The sequence below is a fragment of the Leisingera sp. G5_S3_59_S7 genome (assembly GCF_054968485.1).
Genome location: NZ_JBQKUH010000055.1, coordinates 1 through 21154, shown reverse-complemented (window position 1 = coordinate 21154; position 21154 = coordinate 1). Strand labels below are relative to the sequence as shown.

Sequence of the window (21154 nt, the reverse complement as noted above, 5' to 3'; positions counted from 1 at the left end):
AGCTGAGGGCAGACTGCGGGGGCAGGGGCCTGGGGTCAATGCCGGGGTTGGGGCGCGCTCAGCCCTCCAGGCCCCAGCCGTCGGGGGCGAAGCCGTGGGAGAGGGCGGCGCGGGTGGCGACTTCCTCGCCGATCCAGATGCCGGTGGCAGAGATGATCTGATCCGGCAGGGTGGCGGCCAGATACGGGCTGCCGCCCCCGGCGTCTTTTCCGCTGACCCAGCTGCAGAGGTAGCCCTCGCGGCTCAGCTCTTCGGCCAGCTTGCGCCAGTCGGCACCGTCGCGGGCGGGGACGAAGAAATAATCCACGTCCGCCGCCTCCGGCAGGCCGTGTTCGGCCTGCAAATCGTTGAATGCCGCAACGGTTTCAGCCCGTTGCGCGGTGAAATCATGCGGCATCCCGGTTATTCCTGCTCTGCCAGGAAGCGTTCGGCGTCAAGCGCCGCCATGCAGCCCATGCCGGCCGAAGTGACCGCCTGGCGGTACTTGTGGTCGGTCAGGTCGCCGGCGGCATAGATGCCGGGGATCGAGGTTTCGGTGGAGCCGGGCTTGACCTTGACATAGCCGCCGTTGTGCAGCTCCAGCACGTCCTTGACCAGCTCGTTGGCCGGCGCGTGGCCGATGGCGACGAAGACGCCCTTGCACGGGATTTCCTTCAGCTCGCCTGTTTGCACGTTCTTGACCACGACGCCCTCGACCCCCAGCGGGTTGTCGGTGCCCACGACCTCTTCGAGGGTGTGGAACCACAGGGTTTCGATCTTGTCGTTCTTCATCAGGCGGTCCTGCAGGATCTTTTCGGCGCGCAGCTCGTCGCGGCGGTGGATCAGGGTCACCTTGGAGGCGAAGTTGGTGAGGAACAGCGCCTCCTCGACCGCGGTGTTGCCGCCGCCGATCACCACGATCTCCTGGCCGCGGTAAAAGAAGCCGTCGCAGGTGGCGCAGGCGGAGACGCCGAAGCCCTTGAACTTTTCTTCGCTCTCCAGGCCCAGCCATTTGGCGCGGGCGCCGGTGGCCAGGATCACCGCATCGGCAGTGAAGGTGGTGCCGCTGTCGGCCTTGGCCACGAAGGGACGCTGGGAGGTGTCGAGCGAAGTGATGTAGTCGCCGATGATCTCGCAGCCCATCGCCTGGGCATGCTCCTGCATCCGCACCATCAGGTCGGGGCCCTGGACCTCGGTGTCGCCGGGCCAGTTCTCCACCTCGGTGGTGGTGGTCAGCTGGCCGCCGGGCTCAATGCCCTGGACCAGGATGGGCTCCAGCATGGCGCGGGAGGCATAGACCCCCGCGGTATAGCCGGCAGGCCCGGAGCCGATGATCAGAACCTTGGTGTGGCGCGTCTCGCTCATGTTCGTCCCTTACGTAAGCAGCATGGCGGGCTTGCCGCCGTCAGGAATTGCATATAGCGGCAGGACCCGCTGGCTTAAACCCCCAGCCTTTGCATGCCGCGGGATGCAGATTTGCGGATGCCGCCCGGGATTGCGGCTTGCACCTTCGGAGTGCAAAGAATATTGCGCGGTGATGAAAGATTATTGCGCGGCCCGGCGGCGGTGCTATAAGAAACGCAAAATTCACAGGAGTTTCCGGCATGGTCACAACCCGTCTAGATCCGATTGATCGCAAGATTTTGTCGGAGCTTCAGGCCGATGGGCGGATGACCAATGTCGAGCTGGCCAAGCGGGTCGGCATCTCGGCGCCGCCGTGTTTGCGCCGGGTGCGGGCGCTGGAGGAGGCCGGGCTGATTCACGGCTATCATGCGGATGTGAACGCCCGCGAGCTGGGGTTCGAGGTGCAGGTCTTTGCCATGGTGGGGCTGGAGAGCCAGGCCGAGGTGGAGCTGAGCGCCTTTGAGGAGAAGTGCCGCAGCTGGCCCCTGGTGCGCGAGTGCCACATGCTGAACGGCGAGGTGGATTTCATCCTGAAATGCGTCTCTCCGGATCTCAGCACCTTTCAAAGCTTCCTGACCAGCGAGCTGCTGACCACGCCGAACGTGGCCAGCGTCAAGACCTCGCTGGTGATCCGCGGCGCCAAGGATGAGCCGGGCGTGCCGTTTGAGGTGCTGGAGGAGCGGCTGGCCCGCGAGGCCTGAGCCAGCGCCGCGGCGCCCGCCCGCGGCGGCCTTTTCCGGGGCGGCGCCCGGGCCACTTGATCCAAGTCATTGACGCGAGGGGGAAACCCCGGATGCTGGTAGGGCGGGGCATGCCTTTTGATCGGTTTGACCCGGTCGTTGTTCCGCCGACTGGAGGTGTAACGATGGCAACTGTTCAGCAAATTCTTGATGCCAAGGGCGGCACCCTGCACACGCTTCCGCCGGAGGCCATGGTGGTCGACGCCTTGAAGCTGATGGCGGAGGAGGACGTGGGCTCCGTGCTGGTGATGTCCGGCGGCAAACTTGCCGGGATCTTCACCGAGCGGCATTATACCCGCAAGGTGTTCCTGGCTGGCAAAACCTCTCCGACGACGCCGCTTGCCGATGTGATGGCGACGGATTTCTACGGCGTCGAGCCGGGGCAGAGCGCCGAGGCCTGCATGGCGGTGATGGTGGAAAAGCATGTCCGCCATCTGCCGGTGCTGAAGGACGGCGAGCTGGCCGGGATCGTCTCGATCGGCGACCTGATGAAAAGCATCATCGACGAGGAGCAGTTCAATGCCAGCCAGCTGGTGCGCTATGTGCGCGGCATGAACTGAGCCTCAGCCCCTGCGGCGGCGGCGGTCAGGCCGCCGGCAGGGCGGTCACAGAAGGGGACCGCCCGCGCTGCCGCCCTGGCAGTCGGCGCGGGGATAGGCCAGCGGGCCAAAGTCCCTGATGCTGTCTGCGTGGGGGAACATGTTCAAAAACAAGGTTTTGATGGCATAACTGGCCAGCTTCAGCGCGTCCGGGCCGGGGTGGTAGGATTCAAACTCCAGCCCGCCGGCATTGATCACCGCATGGCGCGGCAGGCACAGGTGGTACATGTCCACCGGCGTCGGCGGCGCGGTTTCAAAGATGCTCATCCCGTCCTGAAACTCGGCAGCGGGCGTCAGCAGCGGGCCCTTGCCGCTGCCCTGCAGATGCGGCGGCGTGCGCAGCAGCCGGGCGGCGGGGCCGGCCACCAGGCTGGAGGCCGGTTTCTGCAGGCCCAGGCTGTCGGCCATGAAGCTGGTGAGGCGGTGGCTGCGGCCGCGGGTGCCGGACCGGGCCGGCAGCAGGCTGGTGCGGCCGATCCACACCAGCGGCTGGCTGCCGCCGCCGCTGGTCAGGATATCGTCGCCGGGCAGCAGATCCTCGACCGCGACCGGGCCGCTGGCGGTTTCCACCAGCGAGCCGCGGGAAAACGCGCAGAAGGCATCCTCGAACAGCGGCAGCGCCGGGGCGATGTGGCGGGTTTCCGAGATGCCGCCGCCAGGCAGCAGGCTGCAGACCTCATAGCGGCGCAGCTGCGGCTTGTTGGCCGCGCGCAGGACGGCCGGGTCCTGCAGGAATGCGGTGGCTTCGACGGCGTTGGCTGCAGCCCTTTGCAGCGACTGGGGGATGGTCATATGCGGACCTCTCCTTTCAAACTGCCCGTTTGCATCGGCCCCCACCGGCAACACAGACGCGCTTGAACGATATGTGTGTCTTGATTTGGCGGGAATTAATTCGAATTGTCAAAAAATCTGAAGCAAACTGGTTAACGTCTGGCCGGTCTGAAGCCGCTGCGCACGGGACCCGGCGGCTGGCCGGGTCCGGGGCTGGATGATTCGGCTGAGGAAGCGTCAAAGCTGGCGTGGTGTGTGCCAGACCGGCTGGGTGCCCCGGCGGCGGCCACGGGCTGGCGCGGATGCGCCAGTGTGAACCGCCGCCAAGGCACCCGTCCCCGGCGTTAAACCTGTTTCCGCTTGGGCGCCTGGCCGTCAGGCCGGCGCGCGGCGGCCCATGGCAGAACCACGGGTTCGCTGCTGGCGGAGCGGATAATGGAGGCAATGAAACGCTTGTTCATCTTCATGGTCGGTCTGTCCTTCGCCCGGCGGCACCGCCCTTCGGAGGGGCGGCGGCTGGTTATGCTTTTGTGATCTCTTTATGGGTAATCATTGCGCCGCAATTATGACCTGCGCGGGGCAATTTTGACGCCGCTGGAGCCGCCCCGGCGACCGGGTGCGGGGCCGGGAAACCGGGGCAGGGGGCTGGTTTTGTTCGGAAAATTCCGCGTGGCAGGGGCGTCCGGCGCGGCGGGTGACGGCAATTGCGGCAAAATTTCAAAAAATCTGCCGCAATCCGCCTGGTTAACGGGCTGTTAAAGCCGGATGCAGGAGATCAGGCGGCCGTAGTCGGCCTCCTTCGCGTGGGTGGCGCGGCGGTAGGAGTAGAACTTCTCCGGATCCGAATAGGTGCAGTGGCGGGTCCATTCCGCAGCACCGGCGCCAGCCTGGCGCAGCTTGTGCAGGCCCAGGCCCGGCAGGTCGAACAGGTAGCGGCCGCCGTCGCCATTGGCAAAGAAACGGGCGTAGGCCTCGTCCTGCATCATGAAGTCCTCAAAGAACTCCGGCCCCACTTCATAGGCGCGCTGAGAGATCGTCGGGCCGATCACCGCGGCGGTGTTTTCGCGCCGCGCGCCGAGGCCCTCCATGGCTTCCAGAGTGGCTTCCAGCACCCCGTCCAGGGTGCCGCGCCAGCCCGCATGGGCGGCGCCGATGACCCCCGCTTCGGGGTCGGAAAACAGCACCGGCTGGCAGTCGGCGGTCAGAATCGACAGCGCCAGGCCGGGCACATTGGTCACCATCGCATCGGCGTGCGGGCGGTCCTGCGAGGGTTCGGTGATGACGGCCACATCGGCGCTGTGGACCTGGTGCACCGCGCTCAGATGGTCTGCCGGCACGTCCATCGCTGCCGCCGCGCGGGCCCGGTTGATCTTGACCGCCTCGCGCTGATCGGTGGAGCCGAGGCCGCAGTTCAGCCCCTTGTAGATGCCCGAGGACGCGCCGCCCCTGCGGGTGAAGAACCCGTGCCGCACCGGGCCAAGCAGATCGGACGTGAGAATTTCAAGCGTCATGTGTTCAATCCCGGCGGAGGAGCGGCCTGCGAAGGATAGAGGCCGAGCACTTTGAACAGGTTTCCCATTTCCTCCGGATGCGTCAACCGCCGATGTGCGGCGATCAGGGTTTCCAGACCTTCGCCCTGCAGCGGCGCGGCGAGGGCGCGGGCGCGGTCGGTGATGCCGAGCCGTTCGAGGAATACCCCTTGGGGCGTAAGGCGGGTGAAGGCGCAACCGTTGGTTTTTGCGGCCATGGCCAGTGCCTCGAAATCCACATGGGCGGTGAGGTCGGCCTCTCCCGGCGTTTGCAGCGGGTCGGCGGGTTCATGCGCGCGCAAGGCCTGCAGGGTGTCCCCCAGCGCCCGCCAGTCGCCGTAATCCACGATCAGCGCGGCGCCGCCATGAGAGGCGATTCGGGTGGCGATGGCCGCGGTGACGGGGCCTGCGGGTTCGCACAGTTCGACCAGATCGCCGTCGCGGGTGTCCGCCAGCCGGTGGTCCAGCGCGGGCTGCGGCGCGGGCGGCGTGCGGCCGAAGCTGAGCGCGCCGTCCTTAAGGCCGATGCGCTTTTCGCTCCAGCCGCCGCCCGCGCGGAGGAACTGGCGGATGGGCAGGGCGTCGAAGAACTCATTGGCGATCAGGAACAGCGGCTGATCGGGCAGGTCCGCGGCGCTGTCCAGCCATTCGGGCGCATAGCCCTGCAGCGCCTTGGCCTGGGCTGCGCGCAGGGCGGGGGAGGCCTCGATCAGGCGGATCTGCATGGCGGCGTGGAAGCCGGGCACGCCGCGGGTGGCGCGCAGCAGGTCCGCCATCAGGGTGCCGCGGCCGGGGCCAAGCTCGGCCAGGGTGAAGGGGGCGGGCGATCCCTGATCCAGCCAGCTTTGCGCCAGGGCAAGGCCCAGCAGCTCGCCGAACATCTGGCTGATTTCCGGCGCGGTGGTGAAATCGCCCTGGGCGCCCAGCGGGTCGCGGGTGGTGTAATAGCCGTACTGCGGGTGCAGCAGGCAGTCGCCCATGTAGTCCGCGACGGACATCGGGCCGTCCGTCTGGATGCGCGCGGTGAGGTGATCCATCAGGCTCATGCGGGGCTCCGGGCGGTGTGGCGGGCGCGGATCAGGAAATAAAGGCCGATCGCTATCATCGGCAGCGACAGCGCCTGGCCCTGGGTCAGGCCGATGCCGCCGATGTGCCAGGCCAGCCCCAGCGGGTTGCCGGGGGTGACGAACTGCGCATCCGGCTGGCGGACAAATTCGACCAGGAACCGGGCCAGGCCGTAGCCCGCCAGGAACACCCCCAGCAGGCGGCCCGGGCTGTGGAAGGCGCCCCGCCGCCAGGCGAGGTACAGCAGCAGCGCGCCGAGGATCAGCCCTTCCAGAATGGCTTCATAGAGCTGGGAGGGGTGGCGGGCGCAGAGCTCACCCAGTGCCTGGCCGCAATCCTGCGCCGCCTGGCCGGGGAAGGCGACGCCCCAGGGCAGGTCCGTCGGGCGGCCCCACAGCTCTGCATTGATGAAATTCGCGAGCCGTCCCAGGAGCAGCCCCGGCGGCACCGTGTGGGCGACCAGGTCGGAGATCTGCAGTTTCGGGATGTTGTGGCGCGCGGCAAAAATCAGGGTGGCCAGCACCACGCCGATCAGCCCGCCGTGAAAGGCCATGCCGCCCTGCCAGATCTTCAGGATCTCCGCCGGGTTGGCCAGGTAATAGGCCGGCTGGTAGAACAGCACGAACCCCAGGCGCCCGCCCAGGATCACCCCGAGGATGATCCAGGTCAGCAGATCCTCCACCTGTTCGGGGCGCATCGGCGGCTGGTGCGCGGGCCACAGCGCGGGGCGGCGCAGCGCGGCCACCGCAAGGCGCCAGGCAATGACGATGCCGGCGATATAGGCCAGCGCGTACCAGCGCAGGGCAAATTCGAAGCTGCCGATGGCGATTGAGAAAATCTCGGGCGAAAGGTCGGGGAATTGGATCAAGGCCTGCATGTGCGACTGAATGCCTTTGCGGGTTAAGGGAAGTCAACGGCTTGCCGCCGCGGCTTTGCTTGCCCATATAGGGGACAACCTTGAGACGGAGAAGAACATGCAGACCCGCAACAAGATCCTGGACGATATTTCGCAGCTGATGACCAATGCGATGGGCGTGGCCCAGGGCGCCAAGGACGAAGCCGAGACCGCGATGAAGAGCATGATCGACCGCTGGCTGGCCGACCGTGACTTTGTCACCCGCGAGGAATTCGACGCGGTCCGGGCGATGGCCCAGAAGGCGCGCGAGGAGAACGAGGCGCTGAAGGCGCGGCTGGACGCGCTGGAGGCGAAAGACAAGGCCTGAGCCTTGGACCGGCGGGCAGGCTGCCCGCGCCCCGTGCTGAATTGAGGCCCGCTGCGGAGTGATCTGCGGCGGGCTTTGCTGTTGCAGCCTGTGCATGGCTGCCGTGCAAATATACAGGTCGCTTTCCGCCCGCCCGGTCGAAATCCGCGCAGCGGCGGCGGCACGGTCTGGTGCATGCTGCCTCTGCCGCTTGAAAAGGAGTCTGGCATGGTTGCGGTCTATTCGGTGCCCAATGCGTTCAGCACCCAGGAATGCGCGGAGATCATCCGCAAGACAGAGGAGGCGCCGGACAGCGAGGCGCGGCTGGTGGGGCAGACCCGCGACCACAACCTGCGCCGGGCCAGCGTGGTGTGGCTGGACGATGTGCCCGGCACCAGCTGGGTGATGGACCGGCTGATTTCGCTGGTGCGGCGGGCCAACAGGGAACGCTTCGGCTTTGACCTGCGCGAGTTTGCCGAAAGCCCGCAGACCGCCAGCTATGGCGCGGAGGAGGGCGGGCATTTCGCCTGGCACTCCGACATCGGCGACGGGCCGGTGGCGGGCAAGCGCAAGCTGACGCTGGTGGTGCAGCTGAGCAAGCCCGGGTCCTATGACGGCGGCGCGCTGGAGATCATGCCGGGCGCCCATGTGATCACCGCCAGCCGGGGGCAGGGCAGCTGCACGGTGTTTCCCAGCTTTCTGCTGCACCAGGTGACGCCGGTCACCCGCGGCACGCGCAAGTCGCTGACGGTCTGGGCGCACGGGCCCGCGTTCCGCTGAGCCTTCGGCCAGCTTGACAGGCACGCCGCCCGGCCTGCTGCCGCCCGGCGCCTTTCGCAGCACCGCAAGATATGGGTGGTCCGGGTGATATCTGCCAGTCATAAGAGGCTGACTGGCCCACAGCTGTCCCGCCGGCATTTAGGGGGCTGTGGATAGTTCATCCACAAGTTATTGCAGATATCCCCAAATAAAGGGTTGCCAGATCATAAATTCAGCCCCACCATATATAGTATGGGAGCGGGGATGCATCCCCGGCCCATAGCAGAAAAACCTAGCTATTGGGCGCTCTTTGCCCGGTAAGCCGGGCAATATTGAGAGGTGGCATCATGGCACTATCCGAGCTTCACCTGGAAGAAGACATCCATCCCATTGACATCGTCGAGACCTTGGCGTCGCACCATGACTGGGACTTTGACCGGGTTGGCGATGACCAGATCGCTATGTCGGTCGAAGGGCAGTGGCGCACCTATTCGCTGACGCTGGCCTGGTCGGGCTATGAGGAATGCCTGCGGCTGGTCTGCAGCTTTGAGATGGAGCCGCCGGAGGCGGAGCTGCCGCGGCTGTATGAGCTGATCAACCAGATGAACGACCAGTGCTGGGAAGGCTCCTTTACCTATTGGGCGGACCACAAGCTGATGCTGTTCCGCTACGGGCTGATGCTGTCCGGCGGCCAGATGGCCAGCCCGCAGCAGATCGACGCGATGCTGAACGCAGCCGTCGCCAATGCGGAGCGCTACTATCCGGCGATCCAGCTGGCGGTCTGGGGCAAGCGCAGCCCGCAGGAGGCGATGCAGGTCGCCATTGCAGAGGCTTACGGGCGGGCGTAAACCTTTCCCTGAACCTGAGATTTAGGGGAGGGGCTTACGATGGATATGCAGGAAATCGCTGCGCGCGGGCTGGTGCTGCTGGGCTGCGGCAAGATGGGATCGGCGATGCTGGCCGGATGGCTGGAGGGCGGATTGCCCGCTGCCTCGGTCTGGGTGATTGATCCGCACCCTTCGGACTGGCTGAAGGGGACCGGCGTCCACCTGAATGCGGAGCTGCCCGCGGCGCCGGGCATCGTGCTGATCGCGGTGAAGCCGCAGATGATGGGCGAGGCGCTGCCCACGCTGCAAAGCTACGGCAACGGCCAGACGCTGTTCATTTCGGTGGCGGCGGGCACCTCGATTGCGACATTCCAGGACATTCTGGGGGCCGAAACCCCGATCGTGCGGGCGATGCCGAACACGCCGGCCGCGGTCGGCCGGGGCATCACCGCGATCATCGGCAACGCCCATGCGGCGCCCAAGGATCTGGAGCGGGCCGAGGGGCTGCTGCAGGCCGTCGGGCAGACCGTGCGGCTGGAGAATGAGGGCCAGATGGATGCCGTCACCGGCGTCAGCGGTTCAGGCCCCGCTTATGTGTTCCACCTGATCGAGACATTGGCCGCCGCGGGCGAGGCGCAGGGGCTGCCGGCGGAGCTGGCGATGCAACTGGCCAAGGCAACTGTCGCGGGCGCCGGTGCGCTGGCGGAGGCGGCAGAGGACAGCCCCGGCCAGTTGCGCGTCAACGTGACCAGCCCCAATGGCACCACCCAGGCCGCGCTGGAGGTGCTGATGGATGAGCAGGACGGCTTCCCACCGCTGCTGAAGCGTGCGGTTGCGGCGGCAACGGACCGGTCCAAGGAGCTGTCGCGTGGCTGAGATTACTTTTGACGACTTCCTGAAGGTCGACGTCCGCGTCGGCGAAGTGGTCCGTGCGGAGCCGTTTCCCGAAGCGCGCAAGCCGGCAATCAAGCTGTGGGTCGATTTCGGGCCGGATATTGGCGTAAAAAAGAGCTCAGCGCAGATAACGGCGCATTACATGCCGGAAACGCTGGTGGGCAAGCAGGTTCTGGCCGTCGTAAACTTCCCGCCGCGGCAGATCGGCACGTTCATGTCAGAGATCCTGGTTCTGGGCCTGCCGGATGAAGACGGAGAAATATTCCTGGCGGGCCCCGACGGAAAGGTCCCGCTGGGCGGGAGGATGCACTGAGATGAAAATCTGGATTGCGCGGCCGATGACGGCAGCGGTCACGGCACGGGCGCGGGAGGCGTTTGGTGATCTGGAAATCCGTGAGACCAACGCGGTGATGAGCGAAGCGGAGATGCTGCGGGCGCTCAGCGACTTTGACATCGTGGTGCCAACGCTGGGCGACAAGTTCACGGCGGACATTTTTGCCAAGGCGGGCACGCCCCGCTGCAAGCTGCTGGCCAACTTCGGCGTCGGCTACAACCATATCGACGTCGAGGCCGCGCGGGCGGCGGGTGTCGAGGTGACCAACACGCCGGGCGCGGTCACTGATGCCACCGCGGATATCGCGATGACGCTGATCCTGATGTCGGCGCGCCGCGCCTCGGAAGGCGAGCGGATGCTGCGCAAAGGCGATTGGGAAGGCTGGCACCCGACCCAGATGCTGGGGCTGCACGCCACCGGCAAACGCGTCGGCATCGCCGGCATGGGCCGCATCGGCCAGGCGATTGCACGGCGCTGCCATTTTGGCTTTGGCATGGATGTGTCCTATGTGGCGCGTTCGGAGAAGGATCTGGATTTTCCGGCGGACCGGGCCGAAAGCCTGACCGCGATGGCGGGGCAGGTCGACTTTCTGGTGGTGGCGGTTCCGGGCGGGCCTGAGACCCATCATCTGATCAATGCAGAGGTGCTGAATGCGATGAAGCCCCACGCGCATCTGATCAACATTGCCCGCGGCGAAGTGGTGGAGGAGGCGGCGCTGATCGACGCGCTGCAGAACCGCCGCATCGGTGGGGCCGGGCTGGATGTCTATGAGTTCGAGCCCAAGGTGCCGCAGGCGCTGATTGATCTGGACAACGCCACCCTGCTGCCGCACCTGGGCACCGCCACAGAAGAAGTGCGCAGCAACATGGGCCATATGGCGCTCGACAACGTCGCGGCCTGTCTCGCGGGTGAGGCGCTGCCGAACCGGGTCTGACGCGGGCGGTCAGTCGTCCTTAGGCTCGTCGCGGCGGTGATCCCAAGCTGGGTCTTCCTTCTTGATCTTCCGGGTCATCCAGGCGCCTGCCGGCCAGGCTGAGACTGCGGCGATGGCGATGCAGACAGCGATGGACTGCCAGGAATAATAGCCAAGGGTGAAAGCGGCGATGATCAGGGCGCCTGCGATGCAGGCGCCTGCCAGGCTGGCCATGTGAAAGCGCAGCTTGCCGGCGAGCGGATCCCGTGCGGTCATGACGATCTCCTGTATAAAGGGCTTGTACAGGAGTGAAACGCAAACGGGGCAGGCCGGGTTCCGCACCTGCGGTCCTCTAGCGGCTGCCGACGGCCTCGCGCCAGTGGCGGCGGCAGAGCGACACGTAGGTTTCATTGCCGCCGATCTGGACCTGGTCGCCCTCGGTCATCACGCGGCCCTGGCCGTCCTGGCGGACCACCATGGTCGCCTTCTTGCCGCAATGGCAGATGGTGCGCACCTCGCGCATTTCATCCGCCAGCGCCAGCAGGGTGGCAGAGCCGGGAAACAGGTTGCCCTGGAAATCCACCCGCAGGCCGTAGGCGAGCACCGGCACCCGCAGGTCGTCGACAACGCGGGCCAGCTGCCAGACCTGCGCCGGTTGCAGAAACTGGGCCTCATCGACAAAAATGGCCGCCACCGGACCGCGCGCCAGGCGCTGCTCGATGCGCTGGTACAGGTCGTCGCCGGCGGCAAACATGTCGGCCTCTTCGCCGATGCCGATGCGCGAGGCGATCCGGCCCGCGCCGGCCCGGTCGTCCAGCTGCGCCGTCAGCAGGTAGGTGTCCATGCGGTTTTCGCGGTAATTGTGCGAGGCCTGCAGCAGCACCGTCGATTTGCCCGCGTTCATGGTGGAGTAGTTGAAATAGAGCTTGGCCATGGCGGCGGTTTACCCGCACCGCGGCGCCGGGAAAACCGGATTCGTGCAGGTGACCGCGCGGCAGCGGCAGGCGTGCATCAGCAGGGGATGGCCTCCCGGGGCTGACGTGGCCGGGGAGGAACAAAACCCCGTAAGATCAGCCAACGCCAAACTGCCCCGGAAGGCGCAAGTTCCGGGCAGACCAATTACCCTGATTGCAGGACGTCACTCACCCGTCCTGCCTTGCACTGGACAACAGATGCCAATTGCACCATGCCACTCGCTAAATCCCTGAAAACCTGAGGGATGGATAAGGTATCGCAATTGATCTACAACTCAGAAATGGGAAATTAACCAGTTCGTTCCCCATGGGGGCGGCGGGCAAGCCAGGTAGGATGTATATGGCTGAAATCGGGACGTATCTGAAGAAGCACACCGAAGCGCTGGTCAAGGATGTCGGCATCGAGGCGGCCTGCCAGATCACCGGCAAGTCAAAGGCGACGCTGGGGCGGTATTACTCCGACAATGCAGAACACGCGGACCGGTTCATGCCGGTGGATGCGGTGGCCAAGCTGGAAGGCGCGGCGTCGTATCCGCATGTGACGTCGGCGCTGGCGGACCTGAAGAACATCACCCTGTCTTATAACGGCAACGGCAGCGCCGGGGAAACCGGCCGCAGCGGCGGGGTGAATTCGGACGTGATTGCGCTGAGCCAGCGGTTTGCCCAGCTGATGAGCGAATACCAGGCGGCGATCGAGGACGGCATCATCACGGTGAACGAGGCCAAGCGGCTGCTGCGGGAAACCGTGCTGCTGCAGCAGGTTCTGCTGGATATGAAGCTGCATCTGGAAGAAGAAAGTGCCTGAGACCCTTGATCTGAGCGGCCTGCCAGCCGTTGCGGCAGGGGAGCTGCACCCGATTGACGTCGACGCGCTGGCCGCGCCCGGCGATCCGCGCCACCCGCCGCGCATCCTGCTGCTGTATGGCTCCCTCCGCGAGGTGAGCTATTCCCGCAAGGCGGCAGAGGAGGCGGCACGGGTGCTGCAGGCCCTGGGCTGCGAGACGCGGATTTTCGACCCGTCCGGCCTGCCGTTGCCCGACGATGCAGGCGCGGCGGAGCATCCCAAGGTGGCAGAGCTGCGCGATCTGGCGGTGTGGTCCGAGGGCATGGTCTGGTCCAGCCCGGAGCGCCACGGCGCGATGACCGGCATCATGAAGCTGCAGATCGACTGGCTGCCGCTGTCCTTGCAGGGCGGTATCCGCACCACCCAAGGCAAGACGCTGGCGGTGATGCAGGTCTCCGGCGGCTCGCAAAGCTTTAACGCAGTCAATCAGATGCGCATCCTGGGCCGCTGGATGCGGATGCTGACGATCCCGAACCAAAGCTCGATCCCCAAGGCCTGGCTGGAATTCAGCGAGGGCGAACGGCTGCCGGAAGGCCCGTTCTACCGCCGCTTGGTGGATGTGATGGAGGAGCTGGTGAAGTTCACCTGGCTGGTGCGGGGGCGCAAGGATTACCTGGTCGACCGCTACTCGGAACGGGTGGAAAGCGCCGAAGAAGTGCATAAGCGGGTGTCGCAGAAGTAACCCGGCGGGCCCGGACCCTGGCACGAATATTAAGGCCCCGGCAACGCTGCCGGGGCCTTTTCTTGTCTTAGATCAGCGGGATCAGCGGCACATCGCAGGCGGCCAGAAACAGAAGGGCGGTGGCAAGCAGGGGCAGCCGCATACGGGGCTCCTTTGAAGTATGTTACGGTTGCCGCAACCTTGCCCTGCGGCTGCAACCGCGGCAAGTGCCGCTGATTCTGTGCGGCGGGAATATGCGCGGGTTCTCAGGAAAACAGGGCGCGGCCCGCTGTTAAAGACTCGCGGCGCGCGGGAGCCTGCGTTTAGCCATTTGTTAAGGCTCATTTGTGCCGCATTTGGGCCGCGAAGTTACCACCGGGAGCGGAAAATGCGCGGAAACCGGGGAAATTGCTGCCGCATCTCCTAACGAAAACCGTAAGGTTTTCCAGTGATTTAAGGTGAATTTTCGGAAAACCGAGCGGGAGCGTTAAGAAAATAAGGGGTTTTGGCGGAGCGGGTGATGCACGCGGTGCGTGTCTTAATCTTTTGTTAATCCTGTCTCATTCTGCTCATCTTTCTGCCAGCGCGGCACCGCAGCAAGCCGCATTCCAGCCTCAGGACTCACCCACCATGGCGGTGTGGGAAAAAGGAGTGGGTCATGAGACGATTGCTAGGAATTGCCGCCGCTGTTCTGATGGGGCTGAGTGCCGGAGCTGCCGCCGCGGACGGGCGGCGGGCACCGGTGCAGTCGGTGCCGGGATGGGAGGCGGTAGGCCGCCTGAACATCGGCGGCCGTTCCATGTGCACCGCCAGCCTGATCGCGCCGGACATGGTGCTGACCGCGGCGCACTGCATGTATGACATCCGCACCGGCCGCGCGGTGGACCCGCGCAGTGTCCAGTTCGAGGCGGGCCTGAACGGCCGCCGGTCGAAGGCATCGCGCCGGGTGTCCAAGGTGGCGATCCACGCAGGCTACCAGCATGGCCGGACCGGCCAGTTCCAGACCGGCACCGATATTGCGGTGCTGCGGCTGGAGCGCCCGATCAGCGCCGATGTGGTGCGCCCGCTGGCGCTGGCTGCTGCGCCGGAGCGGGGCGCGCGGGTCGATGTGATGTCCTATTCCCACAGCAATGCCACCTCGCCGCGGCTGCAAACCGCCTGCCAGGTGCTGGTGGCCCGCCAGATGTCGCTGATCACCAGCTGCCGGGTCGAACTCGGGGCCTCCGGCTCGCCGGTGCTGCAGACCCGCCCGGGCCGCGCGCCGCGGCTGGTGTCTGTGATCTCCTCCAAGGCGCAGCTGGGCGGCAAGCGGGTGTCGCTGGCAGCCCCCCTGGGCCACGCGCTGCAAACGCTCATGCGGCAGGCGGGCTGACCGCTCCGCGCCCGCAGATACTCCGTTCCTGCTGACTGGCTGAGCCTCAGCATTAAACAGCCCCGGCCAGGTGCCGGGGCTGTTTCTGTCAGCTGTACGCCCGCGGCGCGGTCACTGGCTGGTCAGGCGCACGTCCTCCATCGGGTAGGCGAGGCTGTCCTGCGCCTCCCAGTTCAGATGGCAGCCTGCGCAGAAGCCTTGCTGGATCTTCATTTCCTTGCCGTTGGGCATCAGCGCGGCATAGAGCCAATCGCCGGCGTCCGGGGCTCCGCCTTCCTCTAGCTTTGTCATGATGAACAGCGGGCCGGGCACTGCCTTGCCGTCCTTGACTGCAAAGCTCTCCTTGGCGAGGACCGATCCGGCCGGCATTTCAACACCCTCTTCGGCAAACTTCAGATACTGTTCGGCGGCGGTATCATTGGCGAAGGTCTGCAGGAACCGCTCGCCGTGCGGGCCGGCCAGGGCGGGCCGGGTGGAGGTCACCTGCCAGGAGCGGAACTCTGCTGCGACCGGGTCGCCGTTTGCGGCATAGCCCTCGGCCATTCTGGCTTCGATGCAGTCGTAAAGTGCGGCGACGGCGTCAGCTTCAAGGTCCATCGGGTCGCCCTCCACAGTGCAGTCCTGGGCAAATGCGCCGATGGGGGCAAGGGCCAGAAGCCCTGCGGAAAATGTCACACGTAATGTCATGGCCTTTCTCCCTGGGTTGGAAGTTGCGGATCGTGTCGTGCTGTTCACGGTTGCACACTTCCGGGAGATGCAGCGGTCAATCCTCTACACGGCTGCGTGACGGCCGGGCGCTAAGGGCCGGGCGCGCAAAGAAAAAGCCCCGGACGGTGCCGGGGCTTTCCAAAAGGTCAGACGGGCTGCGCGCCGGGGCTTAGCCCTGCAAGCTCTTCACCTCGACGTCGCCTTCGGCCTGCGCTTTGATGGCGCGCGCGGCGGCGTTGGCGCCGGCGGCAGTGGTGAAGTAGGGGATTTTGTCATAGAGCGCGACAGAGCGCATTTCCTTGCTGTCCTCAACGGCTTGCGCGCCTTCGGTGGTGTTCATCAGCAGCTGGACGTCGCCGTCTTTCAGCATGTCGACCACGTGCGGGCGGCCCTCATAGACCTTGTTCACCAGCTCGCACGCCACGCCCTGGCCTTCCAGCCAGCTTTGGGTGCCGCGGGTGGCGACCAGGGTAAAGCCTTGTTCGACCAGGATCTGCGCCGCTTCCAGCATCAGTTTGCCCTTGTCGGCGTCCTTGATCGAGATGAAGGCGCGGCCCTTGGACGGCAGCACCATGCCAGCGCCCATCTGCGCCTTGAGGAAGGCGCGGGCAAAGGAGCGGTCCCAGCCCATCACTTCGCCGGTGGAGCGCATTTCCGGGCCGAGGATGGTGTCGACGCCCGGGAAGCGGGCGAACGGCAGCACCGCTTCTTTGACCGAGAACCAGGGCATGTCCGGGTCCGCCAGGGTCATCGGATCGGCGATCGGGGTGTCGACGTCATAGCCGGCATCCGGTCCGTAGGGCGGGCGCAGCGGGAAGTTCGACAGCGGCTCCCCGGCCATCACGCGGGCGGCGATGGAGGCGATGGCGCTGTCGGTGGCCTTGGCGACAAACGGCACGGTGCGCGACGCACGCGGGTTCACCTCGATCAGGAAGATCTCCTCTTCGCCGTCTTCATTGGCCTTGATCGCGAACTGCACGTTCATCAGGCCAACCACGTTCAGCGCCAGCGCCAGCGCGTTGGTCTGCGCCTTGATCTGGTCGATCACGTCCTTCTCAAGCGAGTAGGGCGGCAGCGAGCAGGCACTGTCGCCGGAGTGCACGCCGGCCTCCTCGATGTGCTGCATGATGCCGGTGACGTGCACGTCCTTGCCATCGCACAGCGCGTCCACGTCCAGCTCCACCGCGCCGGCCAAGTAGCTGTCGAGCAGCACCGGGCTGTCGCCGGACACCACCACCGCCTCGGCGATGTAGCGTTTCAGCTGGTCCATGTCGCGGACGATTTCCATCGCCCGGCCGCCCAGCACGTAGGACGGGCGGATCACCAGCGGGAAGCCGATGTCCTCGGCAATGGCCAGCGCCTGTTCCCCGGTGGAGGCGATGCCGTTCTTGGGCTGCTTCAGGCCCAGCTTGGTGACCAGCGCCTGGAACCGCTCGCGGTCCTCGGCCAGGTCGATGGCGTCGGGGGAGGTGCCCAGGATCGGGATGCCCTCTTCCTCCAGCGCGTTCGCCAGCTTCAGCGGGGTCTGGCCGCCGAACTGCACGATGACGCCGTGCAGGGTGCCGTTGTCCTGCTCCACCCGCAGGATTTCCATCACGTGCTCGAACGTCAGCGGTTCGAAATACAACCGGTCCGAGGTGTCATAGTCGGTCGACACAGTCTCGGGGTTGCAGTTGATCATGATGGTTTCATAGCCCGCGTCGGTCAGCGCAAAGCAGGCGTGGCAGCAGCAGTAGTCGAACTCGATCCCCTGGCCGATCCGGTTGGGGCCGCCGCCGAGGATGACGACTTTCTTCTTGTCCGAGGGGCGTGCTTCGCATTCGACATCGCCAAAGGCGGGCGACTCATAGGTCGAATACATGTAGGGGGTCTGCGCCTCGAACTCGGCGGCGCAGGTGTCGATCCGCTTGAACACGGCGTTGACGCCCGCGGCGCGGCGGGCCTTGCGGACGTCTGCTTCCTTTTGGCCGGTCAGCTTGGCCAGGCGGGCGTCGGTGAAGCCCAGCATCTTGAGCGCGCGCAGGCCCGCCTCATCAGACGGCAGGCCGCCTTCGCGGATTTCCGCTTCGGCCTCGACGATCTCGCGGATGCGGGCCAGGAACCAGGGGTCGAACTTGGTGACGGCCTGGATTTCGTCATCAGACAGGCCGTGGCGCATCGCCTGGGCGATGGTGCGCATCCGGTCGGGGGTCTGCTGGCCGATCGCCTTGATCACCGCGGCGGTGTCGCCTGCGGGCTCCCAAGCATCGGCGCCGACGCCATCAATCGCGACCTCGTCAAAGCCGGTGAGACCCGATTCCATCGAGGCCAGCGCCTTTTGCAGCGATTCATGGATGGTGCGGCCGATGGCCATCGCCTCACCCACAGACTTCATCGCGGTGGTCAGGTGCGGCTCGGAGCCCGGGAATTTCTCAAACGCGAATTTCGGGATCTTGGTGACGACATAGTCGATGGTAGGCTCAAACGACGCAGGCGTCACCTTGGTGATGTCGTTGTCCAGCTCGTCCAGGGTGTAGCCCACTGCCAGCTTGGCCGCGATCTTGGCAATCGGGAAGCCGGTCGCCTTGGAGGCCAGCGCGGAGGAGCGCGACACCCGCGGGTTCATCTCGATCACCACCATGCGGCCATCTGCCGGGTTCACCGCCCATTGCACGTTGGAGCCGCCGGTCTCGACCCCGATCTCGCGCAGCACGTTGATCGAGTGGGTGCGCATGATCTGGTATTCTTTGTCCGTGAGCGTCAGCGCCGGCGCCACGGTGATCGAGTCGCCGGTGTGCACGCCCATCGGGTCGACGTTTTCGATGGAGCAGACGATGATCGCGTTGTCCGCTTTGTCGCGGACCACTTCCATCTCGTATTCCTTCCAGCCCAGCAGGGACTCATCCACCAGGATCTGGTTCACCGGCGAGGCATCCATGCCGGAGCGGCAGAAGTGGATGTAGTCGTCGCGGTTGTAGGCGACGCCGCCGCCGGTGCCGCCGAGGGTGAAGGCCGGGCGGATGATCGCAGGCAGGCCGATTTCATCCAGCGCTTCCAGTGCGATGCGGACGCCTTCCTCCAGGTCGGCGGTGCCGTTTTCGCGCTTGGGCGCGGTGACGATGGTGGCCTTGGGGTTTTCGATGCCCAGGCGGTCCATCGCTTCGCGGAACAGCTTGCGGTCTTCTGCCATCTCAATGGCGTCGCGCTTGGCGCCGATCATCTCAACGCCGAATTTCTCCAGCACGCCCATCTCTTCCAGCGCCAGCGAGGTGTTGAGGCCTGTCTGCCCGCCCATGGTGGGCAGCAGTGCGTCGGGGCGCTCTTTCTCGATGATCTTGGCGACAACCTCAGGCGTGATCGGCTCGATATAGGTGGCGTCGGCCAGGCCCGGGTCGGTCATGATGGTGGCCGGGTTGGAGTTCACCAGGATGACCCGGTAGCCTTCTTCGCGTAAGGCTTTACAGGCCTGGGCGCCGGAGTAGTCGAACTCGCAGGCCTGCCCGATGACGATCGGACCAGCTCCGATGATCATGATCGACTGGATGTCGGTTCTTTTAGGCATGGCCATATTCCTTTGATTGACGCGCGGGCAGCTTTGAATCAGGGGCGCTGGCGTGCGCCCAAATTGTCCTGCGTTATAGGGACCGCGCCGAAAGGTTCAAGGGGGATCGGAAACGGATTTGAAAATGCCGCATACACCCCTTTTGTTCGCATAGCGAACAGATATATGTGGGCTCAAGACCTTGGGGAGTCAGTTCCGGTGCGGATTCGCTTTGATCAGGGGCCCAAGGGGGCCGGCACATGTTTCGACCAGCCGCTGCGGGTGATCCGCGCGGACGGGCCGGAGGACGTGCCCCCCGCGCTGGCGGCGCTGGATGCGGCGCGCGCCGGGGGGCATTGGCTGGCGGGTTATGCATCCTATGAGCTGGGTTATGCGCTGGAGCCGAAGCTGGCGGGGCGGATGCCCGCGCGGCGGCGGCTGCCGCTGATCTGCTTTGGGGTTTATGAGGAACCGTCCCGGTTTGCCACTGAGGGCAGCGCCCGACCCTGGGCGGGTGCGAAGCGCCCTCCCGTGGGGAGGGTCGGGCGCTGCCCGGCCTGCCGGCCGGGCGAAGGCGGGTTGGGCGACTTGAAGCCCCGCTGGACCTATGACCGCTACGCCGAAGCCTTCGCCGAGGTAAACCGCAATATCGGCAAGGGCGACATCTATCAGGCGAACCTGACCTTCCCGATTGATGCGTACGCCTATGGCACCGCCGAAGAGCTCTATGCCGCACTGCAAGCAAAGCAGGCGGTCGGCTACGGCGCAATGGTCCAGCAGGACGGCCTGCCGGACCTGTTGTCGCGCTCGCCTGAGCTGTTCTTCCGCACCGGCGCGGACGGCGTGATCGAGACCCGCCCGATGAAGGGCACCCAGCCGCGCAGCGACGATCCGGTGGAGGACGCCCGCCGCCGCGACTTCCTGCGCCGGGACGAGAAGAACCGCGCCGAAAACCTGATGATCGTCGACCTTCTGCGCAATGACATCAGCCGCGTGGCGCAGACCGGCTCGGTGCATGTGCCGGAGCTGTTTGCGGTGGAGAGTTACGCCACCGTGCATCAGATGGTGTCGCTGGTGCGGGCAAAATTGCGGCCCGATGCGGGGCTGGCGGATATCTTCGCGGCACTGTTCCCCTGCGGCTCGATCACCGGTGCGCCAAAAATCCGGTCGATGGAGATCCTGGCGGAGCTGGAGCCCTGGGCGCGCGACATCTATTGCGGGACCATCGGCTGGGCGGCGCCGGACGGCGCGTCGGAGTTCAACGTGGCGATCCGCACGCTGATGCTGGAAGAGGGCCGCGCGACGCTCAACGTGGGCGGCGGCGTGGTCTGGGACAGCACCGCGGAATCGGAATATGAGGAAGCGCTATGGAAAGCCCGGTTTGCCCGCGTGACGCCCTCCAGAACGATCCCGCTTTCCGCCTGATCGAAACGCTGGGCTGGCACCCGGGCGCGGGGTTCCGGCATCTAAAGGCGCATCTGGCCCGGATGGGGCGCAGCGCTGCGGTGTTCGGGATCCCGTTCGATCCGGAGCAGGCAGAGGCGGTTTTGGCAGAAGCTGCCGGCGACGCTCCGCTGCGCTGCCGTCTGACGCTGGATGCGGACGGGCAGCTTGATCTGACGACGGCCCCGCTGGGCAGCAGCCCCGCACAGTGGCGGCTGGGCCTTGCGCAGACCCGGCTGAACGCTGATGATCTCTGGCTGCAGCACAAGACCACCCGCCGTGCGTTCTATGACGCGGCCCGGGCAGAGCTGCCGGAGGGCGTGGAGGAACTGCTGTTCCTGAACCAGCGCGGCGAGCTGTGCGAGGGCACCATCACCAATCTTTTCCTGACCCGCGCAGACGGGCAGGTGGTGACACCGCCGCTGAGCTGCGGCCTGCTGCCGGGCATATTGCGGCAGGTGATGCTGGAGACCGGCAAATGCCAGGAGCAGGTGCTGAGGGTGCAGGACCTGCGCGATGCGAGGGCCATCCATATGGGCAACTCCCTGCGCGGGCTGATCCTGGCACGGCTGGTGTAGGGCCCGGCTGATGTAACGGCGGAGCGCTCCCGCGGACG

At 65.7% G+C, this 21154-nt stretch carries 23 protein-coding genes; 13 read left to right on the top strand and 10 right to left on the bottom strand.

The window, feature by feature from the left end; all coding sequences use genetic code 11:
* Positions 1-58: 58 nt before the first annotated feature.
* The gene (locus ACTRWG_RS18670; protein ID WP_027234842.1) at positions 59-397 is read right to left on the bottom strand and encodes a ribonuclease E inhibitor RraB; all 339 of its coding nucleotides are present in this window, start codon (positions 395-397) and stop codon (positions 59-61) included.
* Positions 398-402: 5 nt separating this feature from the next.
* The gene (trxB, locus tag ACTRWG_RS18665) at positions 403-1344 is read right to left on the bottom strand and encodes a thioredoxin-disulfide reductase (RefSeq protein ID WP_027234841.1); all 942 of its coding nucleotides are present in this window, start codon (positions 1342-1344) and stop codon (positions 403-405) included.
* A 239-nt stretch (positions 1345-1583) separates the two neighbouring features.
* On the opposite strand from trxB, the gene ACTRWG_RS18660 reads away from it, so the two are divergent.
* Both ACTRWG_RS18660 and ACTRWG_RS18655 read left to right on the top strand, forming a co-directional pair.
* Positions 1584-2084, top strand: coding sequence for an Lrp/AsnC family transcriptional regulator (locus ACTRWG_RS18660; RefSeq protein WP_027234840.1), 501 nt, complete (start codon positions 1584-1586; stop codon positions 2082-2084).
* Positions 2085-2248: 164 nt separating this feature from the next.
* Complete coding sequence (locus ACTRWG_RS18655; protein ID WP_008557657.1) at positions 2249-2683, top strand: CBS domain-containing protein; 435 nt, start codon at positions 2249-2251, stop codon at positions 2681-2683.
* A 45-nt stretch (positions 2684-2728) separates the two neighbouring features.
* Here the strand turns inward: ACTRWG_RS18655 and ACTRWG_RS18650 are convergent, their stop codons facing one another.
* From ACTRWG_RS18650 to lgt, 4 genes are all read right to left on the bottom strand, one after another.
* Positions 2729-3514 carry a Hint domain-containing protein gene (locus ACTRWG_RS18650; RefSeq protein ID WP_036797160.1) on the bottom strand — a complete coding sequence of 262 codons (786 nt, stop codon included), beginning with the start codon at positions 3512-3514 and terminating at the stop codon, positions 2729-2731.
* A 734-nt stretch (positions 3515-4248) separates the two neighbouring features.
* Entirely contained in the window at positions 4249-5004 is a 756-nt protein-coding gene (gene pgeF / locus ACTRWG_RS18645; protein ID WP_027234839.1) for a peptidoglycan editing factor PgeF, read from the bottom strand.
* Positions 5001-6068, bottom strand: a complete 1068-nt coding sequence (locus tag ACTRWG_RS18640) for a class I SAM-dependent methyltransferase (RefSeq protein WP_462829769.1) — start codon at positions 6066-6068, stop codon at positions 5001-5003. The genes pgeF and ACTRWG_RS18640 overlap by 4 nt, the downstream gene beginning before the upstream one ends.
* Positions 6065-6964, bottom strand: coding sequence for a prolipoprotein diacylglyceryl transferase (gene lgt, locus ACTRWG_RS18635; protein WP_027234837.1), 900 nt, complete (start codon positions 6962-6964; stop codon positions 6065-6067). The genes ACTRWG_RS18640 and lgt overlap by 4 nt, the downstream gene beginning before the upstream one ends.
* Positions 6965-7061: 97 nt before the next feature.
* On the opposite strand from lgt, the gene ACTRWG_RS18630 reads away from it, so the two are divergent.
* The 6 genes from ACTRWG_RS18630 (at position 7062) to ACTRWG_RS18605 (ending at position 11037) form a co-directional block, all read left to right on the top strand.
* The gene (locus ACTRWG_RS18630; RefSeq protein ID WP_036797158.1) at positions 7062-7310 is read left to right on the top strand and encodes an accessory factor UbiK family protein; all 249 of its coding nucleotides are present in this window, start codon (positions 7062-7064) and stop codon (positions 7308-7310) included.
* A 207-nt stretch (positions 7311-7517) separates the two neighbouring features.
* The gene (locus tag ACTRWG_RS18625) at positions 7518-8069 is read left to right on the top strand and encodes a 2OG-Fe(II) oxygenase (RefSeq protein ID WP_027234836.1); all 552 of its coding nucleotides are present in this window, start codon (positions 7518-7520) and stop codon (positions 8067-8069) included.
* Positions 8070-8395: 326 nt separating this feature from the next.
* Positions 8396-8896 carry a type III secretion system chaperone family protein gene (locus ACTRWG_RS18620; RefSeq protein WP_027234835.1) on the top strand — a complete coding sequence of 167 codons (501 nt, stop codon included), beginning with the start codon at positions 8396-8398 and terminating at the stop codon, positions 8894-8896.
* Positions 8897-8935: 39 nt separating this feature from the next.
* Positions 8936-9751: a pyrroline-5-carboxylate reductase gene (gene proC, locus ACTRWG_RS18615; RefSeq protein ID WP_462829768.1), complete on the top strand. Its 816-nt coding sequence runs from the start codon at positions 8936-8938 to the stop codon at positions 9749-9751.
* Positions 9744-10082, top strand: coding sequence for a tRNA-binding protein (locus tag ACTRWG_RS18610; protein ID WP_259972038.1), 339 nt, complete (start codon positions 9744-9746; stop codon positions 10080-10082). Before proC ends, ACTRWG_RS18610 begins: the two co-directional genes overlap by 8 nt.
* A 1-nt stretch (position 10083) precedes the next feature.
* Entirely contained in the window at positions 10084-11037 is a 954-nt protein-coding gene (locus ACTRWG_RS18605; RefSeq protein WP_462829767.1) for a 2-hydroxyacid dehydrogenase, read from the top strand.
* A 9-nt stretch (positions 11038-11046) separates the two neighbouring features.
* Here the strand turns inward: ACTRWG_RS18605 and ACTRWG_RS18600 are convergent, their stop codons facing one another.
* A complete protein-coding gene (locus ACTRWG_RS18600; RefSeq protein WP_051357755.1) occupies positions 11047-11292 on the bottom strand; it encodes a hypothetical protein in 246 nt (81 codons plus the stop codon).
* A 76-nt stretch (positions 11293-11368) separates the two neighbouring features.
* Complete coding sequence (locus ACTRWG_RS18595; protein WP_027234830.1) at positions 11369-11950, bottom strand: thymidine kinase; 582 nt, start codon at positions 11948-11950, stop codon at positions 11369-11371.
* Between the two features lie 380 nt (positions 11951-12330).
* Between ACTRWG_RS18595 and ACTRWG_RS18590 the strand changes: the two genes are divergently transcribed.
* The 3 genes from ACTRWG_RS18590 to ACTRWG_RS18580 all read left to right on the top strand — a co-directional run bounded on the left by ACTRWG_RS18590 (position 12331) and on the right by ACTRWG_RS18580 (position 14867).
* Positions 12331-12795 (top strand): hypothetical protein, encoded by a 465-nt coding sequence (locus ACTRWG_RS18590; RefSeq protein ID WP_027234829.1) that lies wholly within the window; start codon positions 12331-12333, stop codon positions 12793-12795.
* A complete protein-coding gene (gene arsH, locus ACTRWG_RS18585; RefSeq protein ID WP_027234828.1) occupies positions 12788-13516 on the top strand; it encodes an arsenical resistance protein ArsH in 729 nt (242 codons plus the stop codon). Before ACTRWG_RS18590 ends, arsH begins: the two co-directional genes overlap by 8 nt.
* Before the next feature lie 637 nt (positions 13517-14153).
* Entirely contained in the window at positions 14154-14867 is a 714-nt protein-coding gene (locus ACTRWG_RS18580; RefSeq protein ID WP_027234827.1) for a trypsin-like serine peptidase, read from the top strand.
* Positions 14868-14978: 111 nt separating this feature from the next.
* Here ACTRWG_RS18580 and ACTRWG_RS18575 read toward each other — a convergent pair whose 3' ends face one another.
* Together ACTRWG_RS18575 and carB are read right to left on the bottom strand one after the other, a co-directional pair.
* Positions 14979-15554, bottom strand: a complete 576-nt coding sequence (locus ACTRWG_RS18575; protein ID WP_027234826.1) for a cytochrome P460 family protein — start codon at positions 15552-15554, stop codon at positions 14979-14981.
* Between the two features lie 190 nt (positions 15555-15744).
* Entirely contained in the window at positions 15745-19116 is a 3372-nt protein-coding gene (gene carB / locus ACTRWG_RS18570) for a carbamoyl-phosphate synthase large subunit (RefSeq protein ID WP_027234825.1), read from the bottom strand.
* Between the two features lie 198 nt (positions 19117-19314).
* Here carB and ACTRWG_RS18565 point away from each other — a divergent pair, with 198 nt between their 5' ends.
* On the top strand, positions 19315-20520 hold the full coding sequence (locus ACTRWG_RS18565; protein WP_027234824.1) for an aminodeoxychorismate synthase component I: 1206 nt from the start codon (positions 19315-19317) through the stop codon (positions 20518-20520).
* The gene (locus ACTRWG_RS18560; RefSeq protein WP_027234823.1) at positions 20463-21116 is read left to right on the top strand and encodes an aminotransferase class IV family protein; all 654 of its coding nucleotides are present in this window, start codon (positions 20463-20465) and stop codon (positions 21114-21116) included. Before ACTRWG_RS18565 ends, ACTRWG_RS18560 begins: the two co-directional genes overlap by 58 nt.
* Positions 21117-21154 lie beyond the last annotated feature (38 nt).